This window comes from Methanosarcina sp. (assembly GCF_049706645.1).
Lineage (GTDB): Archaea > Halobacteriota > Methanosarcinia > Methanosarcinales > Methanosarcinaceae > Methanosarcina.
Map to the genome: position 1 here is coordinate 57493 of NZ_JBNAKP010000015.1, position 22932 is coordinate 80424.

The 22932-nt window shown below is 38.8% G+C and carries 18 protein-coding genes; all 18 read left to right on the plus strand.

All coding sequences use genetic code 11. The features are described from left to right. Positions 1–45 precede the first annotated feature (45 nt). The 18 genes from ACPK8D_RS06140 to ACPK8D_RS06225 all read left to right on the plus strand — a co-directional run bounded on the left by ACPK8D_RS06140 (position 46) and on the right by ACPK8D_RS06225 (position 22800). The gene (locus ACPK8D_RS06140) at positions 46–612 is read left to right on the plus strand and encodes a DUF4255 domain-containing protein (RefSeq protein WP_424716966.1); all 567 of its coding nucleotides are present in this window, start codon (positions 46–48) and stop codon (positions 610–612) included. A 41-nt stretch (positions 613–653) separates the two neighbouring features. Next, the gene (locus tag ACPK8D_RS06145; protein WP_424716967.1) at positions 654–1475 is read left to right on the plus strand and encodes a hypothetical protein; all 822 of its coding nucleotides are present in this window, start codon (positions 654–656) and stop codon (positions 1473–1475) included. Between the two features lie 585 nt (positions 1476–2060). Next, a complete protein-coding gene (locus tag ACPK8D_RS06150) occupies positions 2061–3614 on the plus strand; it encodes a phage tail sheath family protein (RefSeq protein ID WP_424716968.1) in 1554 nt (517 codons plus the stop codon). Between the two features lie 242 nt (positions 3615–3856). Beyond that, positions 3857–4291 (plus strand): phage tail protein, encoded by a 435-nt coding sequence (locus ACPK8D_RS06155; RefSeq protein ID WP_424716969.1) that lies wholly within the window; start codon positions 3857–3859, stop codon positions 4289–4291. Between the two features lie 77 nt (positions 4292–4368). Continuing rightward, complete coding sequence (locus ACPK8D_RS06160; RefSeq protein WP_424716970.1) at positions 4369–4734, plus strand: phage tail assembly protein; 366 nt, start codon at positions 4369–4371, stop codon at positions 4732–4734. Positions 4735–4754: 20 nt separating this feature from the next. Next, a complete protein-coding gene (locus ACPK8D_RS06165) occupies positions 4755–4913 on the plus strand; it encodes a DUF6760 family protein (RefSeq protein ID WP_424717150.1) in 159 nt (52 codons plus the stop codon). A gap of 206 nt (positions 4914–5119) precedes the next feature. Then, entirely contained in the window at positions 5120–5602 is a 483-nt protein-coding gene (locus ACPK8D_RS06170) for a phage tail protein (RefSeq protein ID WP_424716971.1), read from the plus strand. A gap of 360 nt (positions 5603–5962) precedes the next feature. Continuing rightward, positions 5963–9565, plus strand: coding sequence for a hypothetical protein (locus ACPK8D_RS06175; RefSeq protein ID WP_424716972.1), 3603 nt, complete (start codon positions 5963–5965; stop codon positions 9563–9565). Further along, a complete protein-coding gene (locus ACPK8D_RS06180; protein WP_424717151.1) occupies positions 9562–10233 on the plus strand; it encodes a hypothetical protein in 672 nt (223 codons plus the stop codon). The genes ACPK8D_RS06175 and ACPK8D_RS06180 overlap by 4 nt, the downstream gene beginning before the upstream one ends. A 147-nt stretch (positions 10234–10380) precedes the next feature. Continuing rightward, positions 10381–11502 (plus strand): phage late control D family protein, encoded by a 1122-nt coding sequence (locus ACPK8D_RS06185; protein ID WP_424716973.1) that lies wholly within the window; start codon positions 10381–10383, stop codon positions 11500–11502. Beyond that, positions 11499–12188 carry a phage baseplate assembly protein V gene (locus tag ACPK8D_RS06190; RefSeq protein WP_424716974.1) on the plus strand — a complete coding sequence of 230 codons (690 nt, stop codon included), beginning with the start codon at positions 11499–11501 and terminating at the stop codon, positions 12186–12188. Before ACPK8D_RS06185 ends, ACPK8D_RS06190 begins: the two co-directional genes overlap by 4 nt. A 252-nt stretch (positions 12189–12440) precedes the next feature. Beyond that, positions 12441–12833, plus strand: coding sequence for a PAAR domain-containing protein (locus tag ACPK8D_RS06195; RefSeq protein ID WP_424716975.1), 393 nt, complete (start codon positions 12441–12443; stop codon positions 12831–12833). Between the two features lie 4 nt (positions 12834–12837). Then, positions 12838–13227 (plus strand): GPW/gp25 family protein, encoded by a 390-nt coding sequence (locus tag ACPK8D_RS06200; protein ID WP_424716976.1) that lies wholly within the window; start codon positions 12838–12840, stop codon positions 13225–13227. Then, the gene (locus ACPK8D_RS06205) at positions 13228–16281 is read left to right on the plus strand and encodes a putative baseplate assembly protein (RefSeq protein ID WP_424716977.1); all 3054 of its coding nucleotides are present in this window, start codon (positions 13228–13230) and stop codon (positions 16279–16281) included. It abuts the gene before it with no gap. Between the two features lie 2 nt (positions 16282–16283). Then, entirely contained in the window at positions 16284–17237 is a 954-nt protein-coding gene (locus tag ACPK8D_RS06210) for a hypothetical protein (protein ID WP_424716978.1), read from the plus strand. Between the two features lie 141 nt (positions 17238–17378). Continuing rightward, positions 17379–18176 carry a phage tail protein gene (locus ACPK8D_RS06215; RefSeq protein ID WP_424716979.1) on the plus strand — a complete coding sequence of 266 codons (798 nt, stop codon included), beginning with the start codon at positions 17379–17381 and terminating at the stop codon, positions 18174–18176. A 258-nt stretch (positions 18177–18434) separates the two neighbouring features. Continuing rightward, entirely contained in the window at positions 18435–22523 is a 4089-nt protein-coding gene (locus ACPK8D_RS06220; protein ID WP_424716980.1) for a hypothetical protein, read from the plus strand. A 25-nt stretch (positions 22524–22548) separates the two neighbouring features. After that, entirely contained in the window at positions 22549–22800 is a 252-nt protein-coding gene (locus ACPK8D_RS06225; protein ID WP_424716981.1) for a hypothetical protein, read from the plus strand. Positions 22801–22932 lie beyond the last annotated feature (132 nt).

The window sequence follows — 22932 nt, forward strand, 5'->3', positions numbered from 1 at the left end:
GGTTAGCCTGTCCTTTTTAAAAAGTTAAAAACCTGGAACAAAAACATGTCGGATTATAGTGCTATAGCAGATGTTGGAGATACTCTTATCGAACTGTTAAGAGATAAAATGGAGGATCTTATCCATAGGAGACAATCGATAGTGATGGCTTCCCCAGGAGAAATTGAAGGTAATGACGATGTACGGCTGTCGCTTTTCCTCTATCAGGTTCTTGAAAACATTCATTTGAAAAACCAAGAGATGCAGATAACAAATTCCACAACAACGACTTCCCCGCCTATAGCTCTGGATCTATATTATATGTTAACATCTTACCCATCCGGAACACAGGATATAACTGAGAGAACAAAAGAAGAGCATCGCATATTGGGCAGAATCATACAGATCCTAAATGACAATGCTATTCTGACTGGCTCTATTTTAAAGGGGAGCTTAGCTAGGAATAGCAATGATTTGCATATTATGCTAACTCCTATAAGCCTTGATGATATGACCAAGATGTGGACAACCTTCCCGGACAAACCCTTCAGGTCTTCTGTTTGTTGTGTTGTTACTCCAGTAATGATTGATTCAGATCGTGAAACAAGTGTAAAGAGGGTGACATCCAAATAAGCTGACTATGTTATAATTGGTACCAAAGGGAGTTAAAAATAATGGATTTTGTAATACAGGATGTTAAGGATAAAGCGACAACTTATAAGGGAAGTGAAATAAAAACATTTCTTTTTCTGGCAATAAGGTTAATAGATGATTTTACAAAGAAAGAGCCTATTGGCTATGTGAAGGTGATAATAAAAGAAGGAAATATAAGGGCAGTTAAGAACCTGAGTGGATGTTATACATTTACTAACCTTGCAGTTGATAATTATACTATTGAAATTAATTCTGATCTGTACTTCCCTGAAGAATTGATTGATATCCCGGAAATAATAAACTCAAAAAATGTGATGTTAAAGTTTTGTACTAAGGGACCAGCATTTGGGGCTACCTGCACCAAACTTAAGGACGTTTCTAGATTGCATAGAGGTGAGATTATCGAATTCCGCAATCTCGATGGCGATGTAGAAAAGAGAAATATTACAATTGTTGATGCAACAACTGATGAAATTTCATGGGCCAGAGAACTCGAGTATAACTTTACTGATGAGGGTTGCGCTGTTCTTGTCCATAAGCATCCTGTTGTCTCAGTTGTTCTTAAACCTCTGCGTTTTTATCCTTTTCCCAATAATGCGACTTTAATCAGAGGATTACTTATTGATTCAAGTAAAAATCCAATGGTAGATAAGAGAGTAAAGGTAGCAAGCTACGAAATAGAGACTAAATCAGACAAAAGTGGAGAATTCGTACTTTATTTTAATAATATCAAAGATAAAAAAATCTCAGTTGAGATTACAACTAATGGAAATACTAAATTTATAAACACAGAATTAGAGGAGGGGATGACACAGTCATTGGGTAAAATTGTATGTAGTTGATGGGCTGTATATTACTAGCACAATTATTAAAATCAATACAAATTCATAATTAGAAGTTTCAATTACGAAAATTTTAAGACCTTAATATGTAAACCATTTTTAGAAAAAGTTTACCTTTTCTATTTTTAACGAATATGTTTTCAATAAATACGGAAGTAATTTAGAAAATTAGATTTACCTAAGTTATCTGGAGCTTTAATAAATATAGGACTTACGCGTTTGAACTGAGAAATCAATATCAGTAGATCTCCAACTGTATGAAACACTAAACAAGCCACAACGCCGAATATGCTTGATTTTGTACTTTAAGCGCGTAAGTCCTAAAATATTCAGATATACCATCGAAAGACGATGTATTAATTCAGTAGGTGATCTCGTTTTCAATATCTATTGATGGAATTCTCCAAAAATAAATTGCCTATCGCGTATGTCATGTCGGATTCATTGATTGTTTTTGATGATAGGATATATTAACATTAATCCAAAACGATTATCAAATTTTTTAGAAACCGCATTATAAAAATATTTTATTCTTACTCTTAAGTGTCAATATAAATCAATGATATAAAATATGGAGAAGTTGATATGCCAGAATATCTTTCACCAGGTGTATACATAGAAGAATTTGAGATTGGTGCAAAGCCAATGGAAGGGGTTTCAACCAGTACTGCAGGGTTCTTGGGAGAAACCGAAAGGGGCCCAACCACCCCTTGCCTGATCACCAGCTGGTTGCAGTATCAGCGAGTATATGGCGGTTACTTTGGAAACGATAAATATCTTCCGGGCTCAGTAGACGGATTTTTCAAGAATGGAGGGAAGCGGTGCTATATAGGCAGAATTGTCAAGTCCGGAGGAAACCCTGCCACACCAGCTAAATCAAATTTAATAGTAGAAGGTGAAAACGCTCTGACAGTAGAAGCCGTTGGGGAAGGAAAATGGGGAACGAGGATTGCCTTAAAGCTTTCTAAAGGAACCTTCAGCGGATTCAGGCTGGATGTATTTTACTGGAAAACAGCCCCCGCCTCTCTGTACAACCCTTACACTGATACGAAAACTCAACCGCGTCCAGCTGTTTCCGAGATATTTGATAACCTATCGATAAGTGAAGAGTCTCCAGATTATTTCGGGAAAGCCGTTAATGGAATCTCAAACTTGATAAAAATACCAGTCCAAGAAGGAGATTGCCCAGAACTGCTGAATACGCTTGAAGCTTCATCAGAACTCCAATACCTAGAAGGTGGCAGTGACGGGGAAGGAAACTTAGAAACTTCGGACTATGAACGAAGTACTCCTGCAGACGACGTACCCGGGAAAAGAAAAGGTCTGACAGCATGCAAAGAAATAGAGGATATTTCTATTGTTTATGCGCCCAACGCCTACGCAGTTTCTGGCCTCGTGAGTGCCCTGGTCACGCATTGCGAACTTCTCAAATACCGTTTTGCAATTCTAGATTCTCCAGAGGGAGTTCTAGATGTTGCTAAATGGGAGCCAAGAAAAGATCCTACTGCCTATGCAGCGTTCTATTATCCCTGGATTAAGGTCATCAACCCAGAAACAGGAATGCTGCAGCTTATGCCTCCCGGAGGGTATGTAGCCGGCATTTACGCTCGCAGTGACACTGAAAGGGGAGTACACAAGGCCCCAGCCAATGAGATCGTGAGAGGAGCCTCGGACCTTCAGTTCCAGATCATGAAGGGAGAACAGGACGGTATGAACCCCAGAGGTGTGAATGTCATCAGGGCGTTTCCAGGCAGGGGAATTCGCGTATGGGGAGCCCGCACTCTTTCTGACAATACCTTGTGGAAATATATCAATGTGCGCCGTCTCTTCATTTACGTCGAAGCGTCCATTGAAAAAGGGACCCAATGGGTCGTGTTTGAGCCCAACGACGACCGTCTCTGGGCGAGGGTAAATGCAACAATAACTCAGTTCCTGACAGGCGTCTGGAAAAGTGGAGCCTTGATGGGAACAACCCCGGAGGAAGCCTTTTTCGTAAAATGCGACCGGAGCACAATGACCCAGGACGATATCGATAATGGAAGGTTGATCTGCATCATAGGAATAGCACCTGTGAAACCAGCGGAATTTGTGATCTTCAGGATAGCACAGTGGCAGGGTGGCTCGGCAGCTACGGAATAATTATTGAACATGATCTTTCAGATAGGGTCGTGAGTGTAAGTTATTGAAAACCATAAGCACAAGGATCTCTTCATTTTCCTCAAATACAGGGATTGTACCCGCTTTTTTGGAACTGATCAATAATTCACGGACACGACTTCAGATAGGATACCACGTAATCAACAATCTTTCAGCACAGATGGTAAATCCTACAATATTTTGGTATTATCAGAATCGGACTTTGTACAAAGGAGAATTAAAATATGCCAAGAGTAGATCCTTATAGGACTTTCAGATTCAGGGTTGAGATTGACGGTGTTGGACAGGCCGGATTCAGTGAATGTACCTTTGCGGACACATCGACTGAAGCCATTGAATACAGGGAAGGAAACGAGATCCCCACAGTTAGAAAACTTTCAGGCCTTACCAAATATGGGAATATTACCCTGAAGTGGGGAATCACTGATTCAATGGACCTTTACAAATGGAGAAAACAGATCATAGATACAGGAGCACAGGATGCGAGAAAGAACATGGCCATCATCCTGATTGACGAAGCAGGGAAGGATAAAGCTCGCTGGAACGTTGTAGAGGCATGGCCGGTAAAATATGACCCTACGGATTTCAATGCCAAAAACAATGATATTGGAATAGAAACACTCGAAATCGCCCATGAAGGCTTTACTCGAGTATCCTGAAAAGAGATTCTTCTAAGAAGTTTCTCTTTTATTTTAATTTTTTTAAAAAATAAGCTTCTTATACAGAGATCGATACTATGACATTTCAAACGGAATTTGAGTTTACCCTCCCCAAAGGTTATGTGGACAACGAAGGGAACCTCCTAAAAAAAGGAATTATGAGACTTGCAACCGCTGCAGATGAGATTCTGCCCCTGAAAGATCCGAGGGTGCAGGCAAACCCCCCATATCTGACCGTAATCCTGCTTTCTAGAGTAATAACAAAGCTTGGAGATTTGCCGGTGATCGATACGAAAGTGATCGAAAGTCTCTTTGCTTCCGACTTTTCATACCTCCAGGATTTTTACAACAGAATTAATGACAGCGGTAGCGCAAATATCAGGGCAACCTGCCCTAAATGTGAACACAATTTCGAGGTTGAGCCATATTCTCAGGGGGAATAAGTGGCTACCCCCTTAGCAGAATTTACGAGGAGGTAGCCTTTATTGCGTACTATTTCCACTGGTCTCATGAAGAGATAATGAATATGGAACATAGGGAGAGGCAGCGCTGGTGTGAAGAAATTTCCCGAATTAACAGGAACCTGAGCGGAGAAAAGCAGAGAAGTATTCTAGAAGTTTGACGAACAGACAAAAGGCAAAAGTGATCAAAGCTAGGAACTAACATAGGACTTACACACTTGAGATCCAAAATCAAGTACTTAGACACTGCAGTCAAATGTGTGTTTTAGATAGTTGAAGGTTAAGCATATTGATTTTTTAGTTCAACCGCGTGAGTCCTATAACAAATTGAATGAAAGGATGAGACGGATAAGAAAGGTGATGTACAGTGCCAAATGACCAAGAGATAATGTCCCTCATGCAAATAGATATATCAGATCCGGTTGGTCGAAAGGATCCCTACCTTTCGTTCAGGTTTCGGGTCGAAGTCGATAACACTATTGTTGCCAATGTTTCTGAAGTGAGAGGGCTTCAGGTAGAAATCGAAACCGAGACTTATCGAGAAGGAGGTGTAAACAATTATGTGCACAGTTTTCCAAAGGGAGTTAAATACCAGCCCCTTGTCCTGAAAAGAGGGATCGCTGACTCTGATTTTTTGTGGGAATGGTGCAACAAGGCCATGAGAACAAAGACTATCCGAAAAAACGTAGCAATCATTTTGATGGATTCAATTGGGACAGACAAACGGCGTTGGACTTTTCAGGGAGCTTACCCGATAAAATATACAGCACCTGAACTAAAAGCTGACAGTAATACCGTAGCCTTCGAAAGCATAGAACTGGCTCACCAGGGAATCATCCAATCAAAGTAAATCTCTATGAAAACTTTGAGACCGTTTCAAAATTAAATTTGATTCTACAATTGAGATAAGATCAACACATTTGAACTGAAAAACAGTAACATTAAACCACTATATGTCCAAATTGAGACTTAAATCATAATGTTTACTGTATTTACTTTATACCTCAGGTGAGTAAGTCCTGTGGAATAATGTGCTATCCTTTGGCAAAGATGTACCTGAATCGCAGAAGAATTGCGCTCTTGTTTAAAATTAACGTTGCTTATCCTCCAGTTGTAGAAGTGGTTGAATTTTAAGACATTATAAGAGATTATAGATGACAGGTGAAACAATGTGATTTCCTTTAACAACCCTAATTTTCATAAAAAAATCATGAAAAAATACGGAAGAATGATAAGGAAATCATATTTTCCAGACTTGTTCTTTAAGCAAAATGGTAAATCATCAAGTCAGGGAAAGATTCATGTTTCTGTCCGCATTAAGTTTAATATTCACAAGACCTTATTCTGGAAGAAGTTTTTCTTAAGCTATCCCGGGGAAAAACATTATGGAAATTCCGGTTTTCTTATAAAATGCATAGTTTTTGGTTTAAAATCGACTAATTATACACATGAAAAAACTATACTCCCTCATCCTGAACCTGGAAAAGATATACTTGAAAATCTTATATATCGGGTGATCAGCCCTGAATTCTCATCTCGCAACTTTACATTTTCGAAACCAATCCCCTCTGAATCCATATCCTTTAACCTTGTACCTGTCAAGTTAGCCAGTCCTAAAATAACAGCCAGTAACCTTCAGCCATCTAACCTGACATCCCGTGAGTCAATTATCTCTAAAGTTATATCTCACGACCATTTATCTGCTAATTCCATTTCAAACCTCAAACTTCTCAAGATTAAATTCTTTGAGAATAACAGCAGGGTCACAATATCTAAAACCAGAAGCAAAATTCAAATTCTTCGGAGCCACGAGAATTTTCTTTATAAAGAGAACGATTTATTCTTCACACATCCAGGTCTGCCCGTGGCCCGTGATATTGTTGTCCAAAAAGTCGGACCTGCTGCAGACTCCTCTAATTACCCACTCCATCCTATCCTTGCAATGCACAATTTTTTCCCAAAAATCCACAATGGAACTCTAAGTAAAATCAAAGAGTCGGAACTTTCAGGCCGAGAGATTTTATTCAGTGGAGATATTCTAGCATTAAGACCCGGTATAGGAATTATAAGTTCCAGAACTTTTAATATTTTATTGGAGTCTGTACGCAGATCCTTTAATCCCAGACGCCTGAAACAAAAACCAACGGTCAGAGAAACTACGGTTGAAACTGTTCAGGCAAGACAATATTTTGACTTAGAACAATCAAAAAAGAAAATTTGGGAAAAGAAGCACCTAATTCAAAAAGTGGTAAAACAGGATCATAGGGAGCTAATTTATTACAGGTTATGGAGAGTAGTTGCTGAAAAATGCAAACCTGAGAGTAACATCCAAATCTTGACAGATAAGGCAGAAGTGCCCGTTTTACCAGATCTAATAAGTGACTCCCAAACTCTGCCTGATTCTCGAAGAATTCAGAATCTGAGTATCTCTCCTTTGATTCAATTTGTAATCCGAAATTTCCCGAAAAAAAATGCATTTTTCCATTATTGGAAATATTCGTCTGATTCTGAAAGTAATGCATTGGAATGGAAAATCACTCAAAAGCATAAGACAAGCCTATTCAAGTTTTCTAAAGATGAACATAGAAAGGCATTTCAAGCAGGTGGAGTGTTTGCAGCAAAAAAAGCAATTATCGGCAAAAAGATCCCAGTAAAGTTCAGTAAAAATTTTTTTGTTTTTCGAAAAGGATTTTTGCAGGAATATGCGCCAGGTTTTCATAATCTTCGTATACAAAAGACTTCCGGACTATTCACCTTAATCGAAAACCAACTGTTAATTGGCAAGAATGAATTACTATCTCTCGGAGCCTCCAACCATGAGCTTATTTCACTGGATTATCAGAGCGAAAGATCCCTAGGCTATGTAGGATTTGAAAGAATTTTTTCTGAATCTATCATCAATGCTTATCGGAAATTTCCAAGAGCTATCGCCGAGTTGAGAACAGGATTTTTTGAAAAGATACTCCTCTCTTCAATTAAAAAGCAGGCTAAAAGCCTTCAATCTGTTCTAAAACTGAACTCCTCTTGTAACCTGGAATCGAAGAATTCAGGACGTACGATAATCCGTATGTTTGATTGCCTAACTACATTTGCATACAACATAGTACCAGCTCCTCAACTTTATAGACAGGAAACAAATCAACCAGTAAATCGATTTTTTTCTACTGATTTTCGAACAGTAATTAAGTCCGCTCGGGGAGAATTTATTCCAGAGTTGAATATTCAGAGAGTTCTGTTAGCCTGTGATAAACCGACTTATGCAGTTGGGACTTACACAATTGACCCTCCTGCAAGTGACGGACTCAACAGAACATCAGTCTTCCCATACAGCGAGACACAGGATCTCTTATCCAATGGATCTGCAACTCCAATACGTAGTTTGCAGGAAACAAATATATTTAGCTCCCTGCAAAAACTCATACTCTGTGCCAAATCAGCTTACACAGGTATATCTCAGATTACAGGGGCGTTGAACTACTCAACAACCAGTACACAAAGCTACCCTGCTTTTTCGGCATTCATTTACGAAAAAGTATATCCGTTCAAATACTATGCAAATGGGACAGGTAACCCGAATACGGGAATGATTCATTACTTACCAATGAACAATTATATTCATGGGAAAGCATTTCATTCTTATAACATCTTAAATCATGATCGTTTGGATAAAAGAATTTTTTCAGGTAAAAGAACTGGTTCGCCATTTTCCAGTTTATCGTTTTTCTTCCAGAGAACGGGAATTTACACCGCTCTCTCCAAAAAAGACATTTTAGAACTCTATAATATATTATATTCGCCTTCAGGGACGAATACACCTGCTGTGGCTAAATACTTTATGAAAAGTAAAACGAATAGATCTTCTCTCGAAGATAGAATCTTATTAAAAGGACTCTTTTCGGGCAGATCTCTCGATACTTCGGTTCCCTTAATATCTAAAATAATTGGCACATACTCCAGACAAAAGGCAATTCAGGCATGTAGAGTGTCCAGAATTTTTACCCTCAGAGTGCCACAAAGTTCTGTTTTTGCAGGATTATATGGGGCTTTATCGGCTACAGAAACTGAAAGCTTGAATGCAGGGGAGGACTCCGAATGGACCGATAAAACTCATGTTGATCCCGAATCAAGAAATCGTTTTAAATTTTCTATGAAAGAAGAGACAGGCGAAAGCATCGAAGTTACTTCTTTTTGGACTAATGAAAAAAATAACTTTTTCCATAATGTTTCTTGGCCCCAAAGTTCTAGGGATTTGCTTTTGAAAAGAGGTCATGTGGGTATGCAGGATGCTCGAAATTGTGTTTATCTGTTCAAGAAACTTGGAATATTGAATAGAATAAATGGAGTTTCAGGTAAGAAGGTTCAGGATCTGAAAAGTATAGGGTTTTCTCAGACAATTGCAGTAAGCGGGCAAAAATTCAGTAAACTCGCATTTAATGCTAATAAGTATTCAAAAGAAGAAAATATCATTTCCCATAACACCTTTTTCTCCCTGAGAAATTTAGATTTGCATTATGCTAGTTCCTATGAAGGTTCTGTAATAGGTTCTGTTGAGGGGAACGAAAAAGGAAAAGCTATCATTGAAAGAGGGGAAGAACTGGTACTGAGAACACCTGTTATGTATGCTTCAAAAAATACCCCTGAAAATATTGAGGATAATCCAGATTATACTTCAAAAAAAGCTATTCATTTTCTCCCTGAAAGAAACAATTCCTACAGGGTAAGTCCAGATTTAGTTAACACTATTTTTGACAAAATTTATAGACGTCTTGAAGCAAAACTGTTAATCGAAAAGGAAAGGAGAGGACTTCGATAGCAACCGAAAAAGCAAAAATTTATGTCTTTGACGAAAATGATAAACAAACGCAAGAGTTAGAGGTAATGTTTAACCCAACAGAGTACTCTAATTCTATCAACGCCAAATGGAATGGAGAAACAAGTAATATAGAGTTCATTAACACAAATTACTCAGATCTTAAAATTACTCTATTCTTTGATTCTTATGAAGAGCAAGGTGATGTCAGAGAAGATCGTAAAAAAAGAGGAGATAGTACTGGTAGAACTGTTGTAGGTACAAAAAGGATACTTGAACTTGCCATTCCAACAGTATATGGAAAAAATCGAAAACAACCTCCTGTATGCATGTTCAGCTGGGGGAAATTCAATTTTAAAGGCGTTGTCAAAAGTGTTACACAAAAATTTACTATGTTTCTCTCCACTGGGATTCCAGTAAGGGCATCTGTAACTGTTGTATTGAAGAAAGTCTTGAGCCTGAAAGATGCATTGGAATTAAACGGCGTAGGAGCATGCAGAAAAGCCAGAGCCGTTAAAGATGGAGATCGGCTGGATATAATCGCTGCGGAGGAATTAAAAGATCCGGCTAAATGGTATTTGATTGCCAATATAAACAATATCGATAATCCGCTCAATTTCCCTACTAGTGCGGATATGGGAAGGATCCTTATAATCCCTGACGTTGGGTAATACCCTGGGCATTGGTAGTCCATTACGATAAACTGATTTTTCCAAAAATCCACAAACCTGATTTTTGTCTTTTATGTTTATTTACATCCTTTTATAGTTTTAGAAATAAAATTTAAAAAGACTAACAGGAAAAAGGAGTATATAGCGATGGGACCTCAACTAAGCACGGGATCAAAATCGAGATCTACAGGTGAAGGACCTTTATTATCTGAAAAAGAAAATTCTACTATACCTTTTTTTAAAGTAGTAGTAAACGGTAAGGAAATTACTGAAGAGGCACTTGGTGCCATTGAGAGCGTGACATTTGAAGACGAGATCAATACCTCCCGTATATTCACAATGAAACTTTCAAGCTTCGATTTTGATGACGGCAGCTTCAGGTTTATAGACTTGGATGATTTTTGCTTGGGGAGTGAAACGAAGTTGTATATGGGTATGGACAGTAGTACTCTGATGATGACAGGAGAAATTGTCTCCATTGAACCTCATTTTGGAGAAGATAAGTCAACTGTTGAAATTCACAGTTATGACCAGCTGCATAGACTGGGTTTCGGGAAAAAACAAAGGACATTCTCCAATAAGTCGGACAGCGAGTTAGCTACTATGGTTGCAGGAGATTGGAATCTGTCTTCAAGTGCAGAAGATACGAAGATAAAATACCAACACATATGGCAGTACAATCAAAGCGACTTTGAATTTCTGCTAGAGAGGGCTAAGCGCATCCGATATGAATTTTTTGTAGAAAACAAAACCTTGTTTTTCAGACCCTCACAGGAAAATAGTTCTCCGTCTCTCGCTCTTGAATATAGGGTTGACATCGCTGAGTTTTCAGTAAGATTGAGAACTCTTTACATGGGTAGTGAGTTTCATGTGAAAGGCTGGGATTTCATTAAAAAAGAGCCGATACTGGCAATAGCTAGGGAAGACGATGAAATATCGGATATGGCTGCTGGAGAGACCGGTGCGAAAATAACTAAATCGGCTTTCGGGTCAGGTTTATCAGCCGTTTCTTCGGCTGCTCTGGACGAAAAGATAGAAAACTCCCTGGATGCCAAAAAACTCGCAGTTGCACAATATAATTCCCAGCTTGTAGATGCCGTAACCGGAGAAGGAAAATGTGCAGGAATACCGGAGTTAAGAGCCGGGAAGACTATTGAACTGAAAGGCATAGGGCGGTTCAGCGGGATTTATTATGTCACATCGACAACCCATGTCATAGATAACGAGGGTTATAACGTTTTTTTTAGAGTGAGGAGAGTAGGCGTATGAGTTTATTAGATATTGTACTGAGTTCTGAGACAAAAGTAAATGGAGTTGTTGTGGGAATTGTTACAAATAATAAAGATCCTGATGGACTAGGAAGGGTTAAAGTAAAGTTTCCCTGGCTTAGTAATCAAGACGAATCCGACTGGGTAAGAATCTCATCTCCTATGGCAGGGAAAGAGAGAGGAATTTTCATCCTACCCGACGTGAATGATGAAGTCCTGGTTGTCTTTGAACATGGAGATATTAACAGACCTTATATTATAGGTTCACTTTGGAACGGTAAAGACAAGCCTCCTGAAACGAATTCTGACGGGAAAAATAACATAAAAATTATTAAATCAAGGAGTGGGCACACGATAAAAATAGATGACACGGAAGGTGAAGAGAAAATTGAGATCGTAGATAAAGGCGAGGAAAATAAAATTTGTATCGATTCCTCCAAGAAAAAAATTGAGGTCGTAGATAAGAGCGGGGAGAATAAAATTTGCATTGATTCTTCTAATAAAAAAATCTCTATTGAATGCGGAGGAGATATCGAGCTCTCTGCTACTAAGGGGAAAATCGCCATCAAAGCAAAGGAGATTGAAATCAACTCTACAAGTTCGGCAGAAATCAAGGCATCAGCCGGGATGGATCTTAAGGCATCAGGTACCATGAAAATTAAAGGCTCAATGGTAAACATCAATTAAACAGAAACTCATTCCACAGATTTTAATCAAACAAATCTATAGTGAAAATTTGGCTCTGTAGAAAACCTATCTAAACCAGCTTCAAGAGGGTGAAAGAATTATGTAAAAATGAATCCGGCCATTCAGTAAAATTAATGGAGATTCATTGCATCAAAGGATTTCTATAGAGCCGAAAATTTCGCTTTTCTGAACTAATTAACCCTACTGAATCTAAAATAAACTGAACCAATAATTCAATAAGGAGTTAGAAAGATGGGAATGCCAGCAGCCAAGCAGGGAGACAAAATTGTTGGAGTTGATATCCATATAGTCATGATACCTAACCCAACAGGGCAAACTCCAACCCCACTTCCCCACCCGTTCAATGGAAATATAGACGGGAATCTCAGTAATGACGTAAAAATCATGGGAAAACCGGCAGCAACTGTGGATTCCACTGCAACAAACACGCCTTCTCATGTTCCACAGGGTGGACAGTTCCAGAAACCACCTTCTAATAAGGCCACGATTAGGATTGGAAGCCCAACAGTTAAAATAAATGGAAAAATGGCAGCAAGGAACGGGGATATAGCAATGACCTGTAATGACCCTTCAGACCTACCTGTAGGAACTGTAATTGCAACAGGTACTGTTAATATCGGGTGATAGAATGGGCACAGATTTTTTAGGAGTAGGCGTAAGTTTTCCTTTACGTACTGAGAAAGGTAAGCTCAAATGGGCAGAATATGAAGACTCGATTAAAGAATCGATTAATATGATTCTCCGCACGGCTAAGGGAGAGAGGCTTATGAGACCAAAATTCGGTTGCGATCTTTCTGAGCTTGCTTTTGCAAAGAATGACATGTCTACAGTTTCTCTTGCAATATTTTATGTTGAAGAAGCTCTTAAAGAATGGGAGCCGAGAATTGAACTGGTTAAAGTTGATGCCTCTCCCGATGTAAATGATGGCAGTAAGTTGAACATAGAGATTGAATACAGGACTATTTCGACGAACAATCGATATAACCTTGTATATCCGTTTTATCTGGAGAGGGGATAAATGGAACCAAAAAAACCTATCCTCTTTGACCAAACACAATTAGATATTTATCAAGAAGCACTGGAACTTGCAAAAGTATATTGTCCTGACTTAAATTTATCCGATAAAGGCAAGAATTATTTTGACCCTAATGATCCGGCACTGGTAATACTCAAGCTTTTTTCGGAAACGACAGAGTTTTTGCTTACCCAGGCAAACAGAATCCCGGATAAATATCAACTGGCTTTTCTTGATTTTATAGGCTTGAAGCTTCTGCCTCCAAGACCGGCTAAAGTTCCTTTGACCTTTAATCTCTCCGAAGGTTCTTCAGGTGCTTATGTACCTGCTAGGACTTCTATAGCTTCTTCTGAGGACCCTTCGGTCGTCTTTGAAACGACAGAGGATCTAAGTGTCGTGGATATGGGCCTGGAGGCTGTCTATTCTGTAAATCCCGATAAAGATGAGTATACTGAGCATCCAGACGCTTTATCTGGTAAAGAAGTATTCAGCATCTTCGGGGGCGATGGCTTAGAGAAAAAAATTAAGCATATACTCTATTTGGGGGATGATATTCTTCTAGATATCAGAAGAAAAACCGAGGTAAAAATTGATTTTAAGGGGAAAAATCTATCTAATGAATACTTTAGTTGCTGGTTCGATGGCAATAACAATCCTCTTGAAATAATTAATCAAACTTCATCAGGCTCACTCAGATGTGATTTTTCCGTAACCCTCGCTATCCCGGCGCTGGAAAAAACTTCAGTCAATGGAATTAGCAACTTCTGGATTGCAGTAAAGGCAAAGATTGCAGTAGAGCCAAAAAAAGATACAAAGATTGACGATAGTGCCAAACTACCTGAAATTTCAGAAATTGGTGCAAGCGTTAGCGCGCATGATATTATCCCAGAAATGGTTTTTTTCAATGAGATCGCCATTGAGCCTGAAAAAGGATTTTATCCTTTTGGAGAGGAACCTAAAATTAAAGATACTCTTTACATAGGATCTGAAGAGGTTTTTTCAAAAGAAAATGCTAAAATAAGTTTCAATATAGATGTAGATAAGAAAGAACCTAACAACCCTACTCTTGAATGGGAATACTGGAGTGGCAGTGTCTGGAAATGTCTGGATATTTCAATGTCTGAACTTGCTGTAAAAAATTTTGAAACTTCTGGCTCGATAACATTTACTTGTCCTTTAATACCAATTACCAAGATTAACGAGCAGGAAAATAGATGGATACGAGTCAGGCTTGAAAAAGGAGACTATGGGACAGCCGAAAGCATCGAGCCAAAAAACGAGGATAAAATAGCAGAACCACTGGCTAATACTTTTTTAAATCTTCTCGATATTAAAAATGTACCTCCTGATAAGATAGAAAAAGCGATGAAAGAAGCTTTTAAGATAAATAAGATCGCTTCTGAATTTGAGTATAAGAAAGCAGATTTTAACCCACCCTTTATTAAAAAAATAAAAATTTCATATAATTATATGGATGAAGACTTTAGTAGAAAGGTAATATACAACAATTTTAAATTTAAAGACATTAAAAGCGAATCGTTTGCTCCTTATGAAGTCACTGATGACATAATGCCTGCTCTTTATTTGGGTTTTAATAAAAACTTATCAAATATACCTTTATCCTTCTTTTTTGCAGTTAAAAGCAATCTGTCCTTCGAAAAGGAAGAGCTTTTTCAGGAAGTTATATGGGAATTCCTACCTGCAGGAGAAGATAGAAAATGGACGGCATTCAATGTTGATGATGAGACCGATACTTTCAGGAGAGAAGGAATAATAAGTTTCATAATCCCCTCAAATATACAAAATAGTGCTGAGTTTGGTAAGGAGCTTTACTGGATCAGGGCTAAAGTTACAAAAACTAAGGCTAGAGGCTTAACGAAGACTAAAGATATAGACCTAGAGAAGTGTCCTTACCCTAAATTAAAGGGCATATTTCCAAATACTGTATGGGCGTCAAACGACGAAACCATAGAGAATGAAGTATTGGGTTCCGGAAACGGAGAACCTGGTCTTTCCCTCTCCTTCTCAAAAAAACCCATACTTGAAGGACAGGTTATTGAAATAAAAGAGCCTATAATTCCATCCCAGGATGAGCTGAGGACTATTGAAGTTGAAAGTGGAAGGGACACATTAAGGATAGATACGGAGGAAGGAAAGAAAATAATATGGGTTTTGTGGACTGAAACAGGGGACTTTTCTAACTCTAATTCTTTAAGCAGGCATTACGTGCTGGACAGAGCGAACGGTGTAATAACTTTTGGAGATGGAATTCATGGAATGATACCCCCGAGGGGGGGAAAAAATATCGTCGCAAAGTGGTATCAAAGTGGTGGGGGCAAAAAAGGGGATGTAGCCGCAGAAGTCCTTACATCGTTAAAGACAACGATTCCCTATATCGAAAGTGTGACAAATAAGGTCCCATCTTCAGGCGGGGAAGATCAGGAAAACCTTGAAAGTGCTATCAGACGTGGTCCTCGTGCGTTGAAAAACGGGGGGCGTGCAGTTACTATAGAAGATTTTGAATGTCTTTCATATGAAGCTTCACAGTATGTTGCTAAAGCTAAATGCTATGCAGATAAAAAAGAAGATAATATGTACCCCATAAAAGTTCTTATCGTTCCCAAATCTGAAGAAGAAACTCCCTATCCTGAAACTGGCTTTATTAATTTGATTGAGGAGTATCTAAAAGAAAGGGCTCTGATTACAATTTCTGATAAAATATCGGTTCAGAGTCCTAATTATGAGAAAGTTGATGTCGATATTTTTTTCAAGCGGATTTCCTCAGCTCAAAGTGATATAGTTGAAAACAGAATCAGGGAGAGGGTGAAGAGGTTTTTGCATCCGCTGAAAGGCGGTCAACATGGAGAGGGATGGGATTTTGGACAAAGTATATTTACCTCGGAAATAGCTGCTGTGGTCGAAGAACTTGAGGGAGTTGATTACGTTACGAAAATCTGCCTCAAAAAAAGGGACCTGAATAAATGTGGAATAGACACCATGCCAATGGATAAATACTCACTGCCCTCTGCCGGCGAAATAACCGTGACTGGAGAGTAAATATGTCAATCCCACAACCTGACCTTTATATAAAGAAATACAAGGATATTTCAGATGAGTTGCTTGAATCCATTCCAAAATATACTGAGAAATGGACTAACCATAATCCCTCTGACCCCGGTATTGTCATTCTCGAAATGCTCGCCTGGATAACGGATACTACGCTCTATAGGATTGATAGGACGCCAGAGGAAATGTATGTCTCTTTCTTAAGATTAGTCGCTGGATCCGCTGGGCTCGAAGATGTAAAAAACTTGCTAGAAACGAATCCTGACTGCCATTATAAAAAGATTTTAACTTTGCTGAAAAAAGTAGAAAGTGGAGAGAAAATATCTATTGAAGAAATAAAGTCAACAGTCTTTACTTTCCTTGGTTCACGCTTCAGGGCAGTTACGGAAGAAGATTTTCAGATGCTTGCAATTGAAGCCACTGATGAATCTCCTCATAAAGTCAAAAGAGCTATTGTTTCTGCAAAAGGAAAAAAGGTTGAGATCATTGTAGTTCCTGATAACTGGCATGAACTTCTTAAAGCCGAAAACCACGCTGGATATGAAGGACTCATCAAAATAGTGTCGGATTACCTTGACCCAAGAAGGCTTATAGGTACCGCTATTGATATTAAAAGACCAGCCTTTACAGAAGTTAAAATATATATGAAAATTGACATCAGTTCCAAATTAAATAATGACAAAGTAACGAAAAAAATAAAGGAAAAAATTTGTAATTTTTTGGATCCTATTGTTGGCGGAGATCAGGGTAACGGTTGGCCATACGGAAGATCGCTTACGATATATGAAATTGCTCAGGTGATAGAGAATACTGAGGGGGTAGAAAAAATCTATACTGTGAATTTTGATGGTAATGACAAGCTTGAAGTTAAGGAAGCAGAAGGGTTTTTTGATCCTACTGTAATCATAGAACCCAAGGAGTATAATGTAACTTTTCATCCTTTGTAAACATAAAACCCAAGGGGTATGAAAGAATAAATAAAAATCCCAAGCATTAAAAGGTAAAAATAGAAACTTTTGCTCCTGCTATTAATAAACATTAAACATAACACTGAAGGACAAATGTGAACCAAACACATAGGAGGACAAATGTCAAACAATCGCAAAAGCAGTTATATGAAGTTCCTTCCTGCGATATTTGATGAGACTGAGTTCGAAGAAAACAGCTTCATAGGGAGGTATCTCAAAATATTCGAAAAAATATTGAGCGGAATCGATGACGAATATCTGGATAAGAAAAAAGGACTTGGAGAAGTACTCGATGTAATTCCCGAATTATTCCACCCACGTTTTTCCTTTCTGTTTGGTAAAAAAAATGAAGATTTTTTGCCTCTTCTCGGAGACAAGGAGTTAGAAACTATTGAAAGATACTTTGGATTTGAAAGATGGGATAATGAAAAGACTGATTTTCTGGACGACTTTTTGACATGGCTGGCAAGCTGGGTGGATCTTGTTCTGCAAGAGGACTGGGATCTTCAGAAAAAGAGAGAAATTATTGCCAGAATAATTCCTATATACCGGATGCGTGGCACGAAAAAAGGTATTGAGGAGTTCCTCAGGATATATGTAGGTGGAAATATTGAAATTTTCGAAACACCTGCTTTTCAGGTTGGCAGTTCACACGTCGGAGTAAATTCATTGGTAGGGAAAGGTATAATGCCTTATGATTTCACAGTAATAATCACTCTTCCAAAGAGATATCAAGAAGAAAGCGAATATTGCAAAGTATTAAAAAACATCAAAGATATTCTCGATCTAGAAAAGCCTGCACATACGACCTATAACTTGAGGGTCATAACATCTGCCTTAAAGATAGGCAATAAAGCAGGGTCAATAACCGGTAGAAACGCTCTTATTGGCGGAAAATTTAATAAAATCGTTTGCTAAAACTATTCAGCATAGGATAAATAGTGTAAAATCTTTTTCTGAAGATTACGTGCAAATTCCACATGTATTTTTTTCTTGATTGTTGGTTTGATTATTTCCTTTTTTCTAGCAGTTAGGTATCAGATGTATCTATAATCACTAACTACTGTTTTTGGTAGGCTGATAGTTAGTCACAAATAGATATGCTGAATCATCATTTAAAGTTATTTTTAAAAAACGTCTTAGAATTTATTGAACACAGTTGTAGGAGAGATGTTTATGGTTGACGACGAAGTTAAAAGGATGCATTACTACAATGGTTTGTTTTTAAAAGAAGACGATTTTAATATGGACCAGAATTATTATATTCGGATGCGCCGCTTGATGAACCATAGTCTTAACAAGGTAAGTGGAATTCTTGAAGGGCTGAATGTAGAACCTCACGAAGGTAAACGTTATAATGTAACCGCAGGAGTTGCATTTTCTTACTCGGGAAAAGAAATAGTCCTTATTTCAGAAGAATTATTAGATTTCTCTGGAAGGGACCCTGGAGTTTACTATGTAACCATAGCCTATAATGAGTCTTTGGGGGACAAGGATTCCAGTAAGGGAGATCAGGAGATCCACATTATTGAAAAACCAAATATTTGTGCAATATTTGAAAGATTGCCTGATAATCCGGAAGAAATAATTCTCGCGAAAGTGATTGTTCCAGAAGATACGAACTGGGTAAGTACCAAAAAATATGTGCAAACAGATGACCGAAAAGAAATAGGTCCTGCACTAAGAGACATAAATAAAAAAGTCGGTATTGGAACCCGCGAACCGAAACATGATCTGGACGTCAAGGCATCCAGCATCAAGCTGGGATTGGAAAACAGCGGGGGAGGTCAACTTGTTATTACAAATAATCCAAATGACAATTCGGTATATCTTGAGGCATTTAGTAGTAAGGGTGATGGCAGTGCCTCCGAGTTGATTCTTTCGGGAGGTTGGGCTGAAAATGTTCCAAAGCTGATAGTTAAAGCAAACGATACAATCTTTATGGATAAAGTTGGCATTGGAACAGCTACTCCAAAATATTCGTTAGATGTCAACGCCTCCAAGATCAAATTGGGACTTGAGAAAAACGGAGGAGGACAACTAATTATTACTAACAATAAAGATGATAATTCAATTTATCTTGAGGCATTTAATTCACAGGGTTGTGGTGGAAGCGCCTCTGCGCTTATACTTTCGGGTATTGATGGTAAAAGTGTTCCCTGGTTGGATGCAAGAGCGGACAACACAGTCATCAGTGGCAACGTAGGCATAGGAACCACGCCTTCAGAAAAACCCCTAGTTGTTCAATCAAAGGGTCTGAACGGAGAATTGATAGGTTTTGTAGACGATGCAACAAAAAGAATGAAGTGGCATATTAACCAGAATTATGATAACAAAAGCGGTTTAAATTTTGGCGAAACCGGCGTGGCTGATGGAAGATTGTTTATCCAAGCTGGTGGGAATGTCGGCATAGGAACTACAACTCCAAAAAAACCTCTAGTGGTTCGAGAAAAAGGTGCGAACGGAGAGTTAATAGGTTTCGAAGACTCTGAAGGAAGAACAAAGTGGCATATTAATCAGAATTATGGTAACAAAAGTGGTTTAAATTTTGTTGAAACCGGCGTGGCTGATGGAAGACTGTTTATCCAAGCTGGTGGAAACGTCGGTATCGGGAGGATAAATCCATCCGAAAAGTTGGAAGTAAATGGGACGGTTAAAGCAGGCAAGTTTGTAGGAGACGGATCAGGGTTAACAGGTATAGCTGGGCAATGGACTGAGGTTCCAGCAGGCATTTCTTACAGCGCTGGCAAAGTAGGCATCGGGGTCTATAACCCACAATATGACCTGGACGTTAATGCATCCAACATCAAACTCGGATTGGAGAAAAATGGTGGAGGTCAACTGGTTATAACCAACCACAGTAAAGATGATAATTCGATTTATCTTGAAGCGCATAATTCTAAGGGCAGTCATGACAGTGCATCTGAGCTTGTTCTTTCTGGAAATGCAGGTGGTAATGTTCCAGTGTTGAGAGCAAATGCAGATGATACAATATTTAGCGGCAATGTCGGCATTGGGATAACGATGACTCCGGATGCTCAACTCCATTTATTCGGTGGAAATGGGGATTTAACCCATTCAGAAGGTGATCTGAAAATAGGGGATGAAAGGCATAGGTTAAAAGTTGGCGTTGTTAAGTCCGGAGAGCAAGCCGGAGATGTACGTATTCGTGCAGAAGGAGGAAAAAATCGATTAATGCTTGGAGTAGAGAATGAAGATACTCTGACAATTGTAAACGGCAAAGTTGGCATCGGGACTACAAATCCCCAGAGACAACTTCATATCTCGAAATCTAATGACAATGATGTCCACTGCCTGATGTTACAAAATTCTAAACGAGGTGGCGATACTTCCGTGAGTCTTGATTTTCAGACTTATGGAGGAAGTGATGCTCCTACATCCTCTTTGAGAGCAATTGATGAAGATTGGTCATCCCATTTGGTATTTTTGACCAAAGAACCAGGAAAAGACAAAAACAAGTTGATTGAAAGACTTCGAATTACTAACGATGGCAATGTAGGTATTGGGACGACAGATCCATCCGAAAAATTGGAAGTTAATGGGACAGTCAAAGCTATCAAGTTTGTAGGAGACGGTTCAGAATTAACTGACATCAAAGCTAGTCAATGGACTGACGTCTCAGGCGGGATTTCTTACAGCGCAGGCAACGTCGGCATTGGAACAACAAGCCCATTAGCCAAATTAGAAGTGAATGGGAATATTAATGGCAAAGCTGATCTGTTCATAACCGGCAATATCGGCATTGGAACGACAAATCCAGTAGGCACTATAAATATTGGCGATCCAATGTTCAGAATAGATAAAAGTGATGGTTCACCGAATATGGGCTATGTGCGCTTTGGAGACGGTACTGGATGGAAGTTGCATTTTGGTCGCTCCATATCTGGAGGAAGCGCAATTACAGGAACAAACGGAGTTCTGATGACAATTCACGATCAAGGCAATGTCGGTATCGGAACGATGGATCCATCAGCCAAGTTAGATGTGAGCGGGACTATTAAGGCCAAAGCTAGCGAGTTGGGATCTCTACACGTAGACGGCAACATTGACACTGGAACTATGGATATAGGCGGCCCAATGTTCAGAGTCGATAAAGGTGATATTTCACCGAATGTAGGCTTTGTTCGCTTTGGAGACGGTACAGGATGGAAACTTCATTTTGGTCGCTCTATTTCTGGTGGAAACGCACTTACAGGAACAGACGGAGTTCTGATGACAATCCACGATCAAGGTAATATCGGCATCGGAACGATGGATCCCACTGATAAATTACATATAGAAGGAGACGGAGCATTCGTAAAAACGCGTATTTTTCCTTCTGATGATAACACACAAGGTTTAACAGGATTTTCTCTTGAATCTCGAGAACAAGAAGGTAAAATTCATAATTGGAAAATTTATACTGCACCTGTTGGAGGTGGTCATGGTGTACCCGGAAATAGTTTGACTTTTTGGGAATACGGCAGTAAAACTGATGGTCTTAAACCAAAAATGGTTTTACAGGCCAATACTGGAAATGTCGGCATCGGGACAACTGATCCCAATGCTAAATTACATGTTCAAGGTAGTATAAGTATTAACGATTATGACCTCCGGCTAAGGGGAGGGAAAGACGGTAATCATGGAATCGGATGGTATGGTCCAGGTAAGCCTTTTGCAGACACAAATCTGGATGGTCCCGCTGTATTTGGTAATATGGGCGGCGCTTTAGGCACAAACCATGAAGGAGCACAAAAAGTAGTCCTTTATTGGAATTCCGATGGCAATGTCGGTATCGGAACGACAACTCCATCAGCCAAGTTAGAAGTGAAAGGGACTTTTAATGCAACACAAAAGAATTTTTCAATAAATCATCCCCGAAAACCAGAAACTCATAATTTAGTTCATTCCACACTGGAAGGGCCTGAAGTTGCAGTATTCTATCGTGGAGAAGCAAAGCTTTCCAATGATGAAGCAACAGTTACGCTCCCTGATTATTTTGAAACTTTAACACGAAAGGAAAATAGAACTGTTTTATTAACACCTAAATTTGAAGACGATAAAGATGAAGTCTTTATGCTGGCTGCCTCCGAGGTCAAAGATGGTAAATTCAGTGTTAGAATAATAGACAAAAAAGATATGTCTGAAAAAGGCAGACCTAAGCATCAAAAGTTTTATTGGGAAGTAAAAGCGATAAGAGCCGATGTAGATACACTCAATGTAGAACCAGAAAAAACTCCAGTTAAAGGAGCGATCAGTGAGTAAATAATATTTTTAAGAGGGATTTAATATGAAACAACAATTAGAACAACGTATTAGAAAACTGAAAACCGAATTTGAAGCCGGCCAGAAAATGCTGGCTGACCTTGAGATGAAGCAGGCAAACCTTAGAGATACTCTGCTGCGCATAAGCGGGGCTATCCAGGTGCTTGAGGAACTGAATGCAGCTGAAAGCAGTGCAGGAGGAATTCCAGAACAAGTAGGTCAAAACCCGGAAATACATGCAGGTCGAAAAATAGAACCGGAAATCGAGGCTCTCTAATAAGATCCCTTCAGATTGCTCACTTCTTAAGTAACAATAGTCTACGTACTATAAGTATACTTGAAAGTATACTTTCAAGTATACTTTTGAATCCGTACCCTCATGTAATAAGTTTTTAAAGTTTAATTATTT

Excerpts from the sequence above, each read along its gene's own strand:
- ACPK8D_RS06140 (WP_424716966.1), top strand. The coding sequence starts at position 46 with ATGTCGGATTATAGTGCTATAGCAGATGTTGGAGATACTCTTATCGAA.
- ACPK8D_RS06145 (WP_424716967.1), top strand. The coding sequence starts at position 654 with ATGGATTTTGTAATACAGGATGTTAAGGATAAAGCGACAACTTATAAG.
- ACPK8D_RS06150 (WP_424716968.1), top strand. The coding sequence starts at position 2,061 with ATGCCAGAATATCTTTCACCAGGTGTATACATAGAAGAATTTGAGATT.
- ACPK8D_RS06155 (WP_424716969.1), top strand. The coding sequence starts at position 3,857 with ATGCCAAGAGTAGATCCTTATAGGACTTTCAGATTCAGGGTTGAGATT.
- ACPK8D_RS06160 (WP_424716970.1), top strand. The coding sequence starts at position 4,369 with ATGACATTTCAAACGGAATTTGAGTTTACCCTCCCCAAAGGTTATGTG.
- ACPK8D_RS06175 (WP_424716972.1), top strand. The coding sequence starts at position 5,963 with ATGAAAAAATACGGAAGAATGATAAGGAAATCATATTTTCCAGACTTG.
- ACPK8D_RS06185 (WP_424716973.1), top strand. The coding sequence starts at position 10,381 with ATGGGACCTCAACTAAGCACGGGATCAAAATCGAGATCTACAGGTGAA.
- ACPK8D_RS06190 (WP_424716974.1), top strand. The coding sequence starts at position 11,499 with ATGAGTTTATTAGATATTGTACTGAGTTCTGAGACAAAAGTAAATGGA.
- ACPK8D_RS06195 (WP_424716975.1), top strand. The coding sequence starts at position 12,441 with ATGGGAATGCCAGCAGCCAAGCAGGGAGACAAAATTGTTGGAGTTGAT.
- ACPK8D_RS06200 (WP_424716976.1), top strand. The coding sequence starts at position 12,838 with ATGGGCACAGATTTTTTAGGAGTAGGCGTAAGTTTTCCTTTACGTACT.
- ACPK8D_RS06205 (WP_424716977.1), top strand. The coding sequence starts at position 13,228 with ATGGAACCAAAAAAACCTATCCTCTTTGACCAAACACAATTAGATATT.
- ACPK8D_RS06210 (WP_424716978.1), top strand. The coding sequence starts at position 16,284 with ATGTCAATCCCACAACCTGACCTTTATATAAAGAAATACAAGGATATT.
- ACPK8D_RS06215 (WP_424716979.1), top strand. The coding sequence starts at position 17,379 with ATGTCAAACAATCGCAAAAGCAGTTATATGAAGTTCCTTCCTGCGATA.
- ACPK8D_RS06220 (WP_424716980.1), top strand. The coding sequence starts at position 18,435 with ATGGTTGACGACGAAGTTAAAAGGATGCATTACTACAATGGTTTGTTT.
- ACPK8D_RS06225 (WP_424716981.1), top strand. The coding sequence starts at position 22,549 with ATGAAACAACAATTAGAACAACGTATTAGAAAACTGAAAACCGAATTT.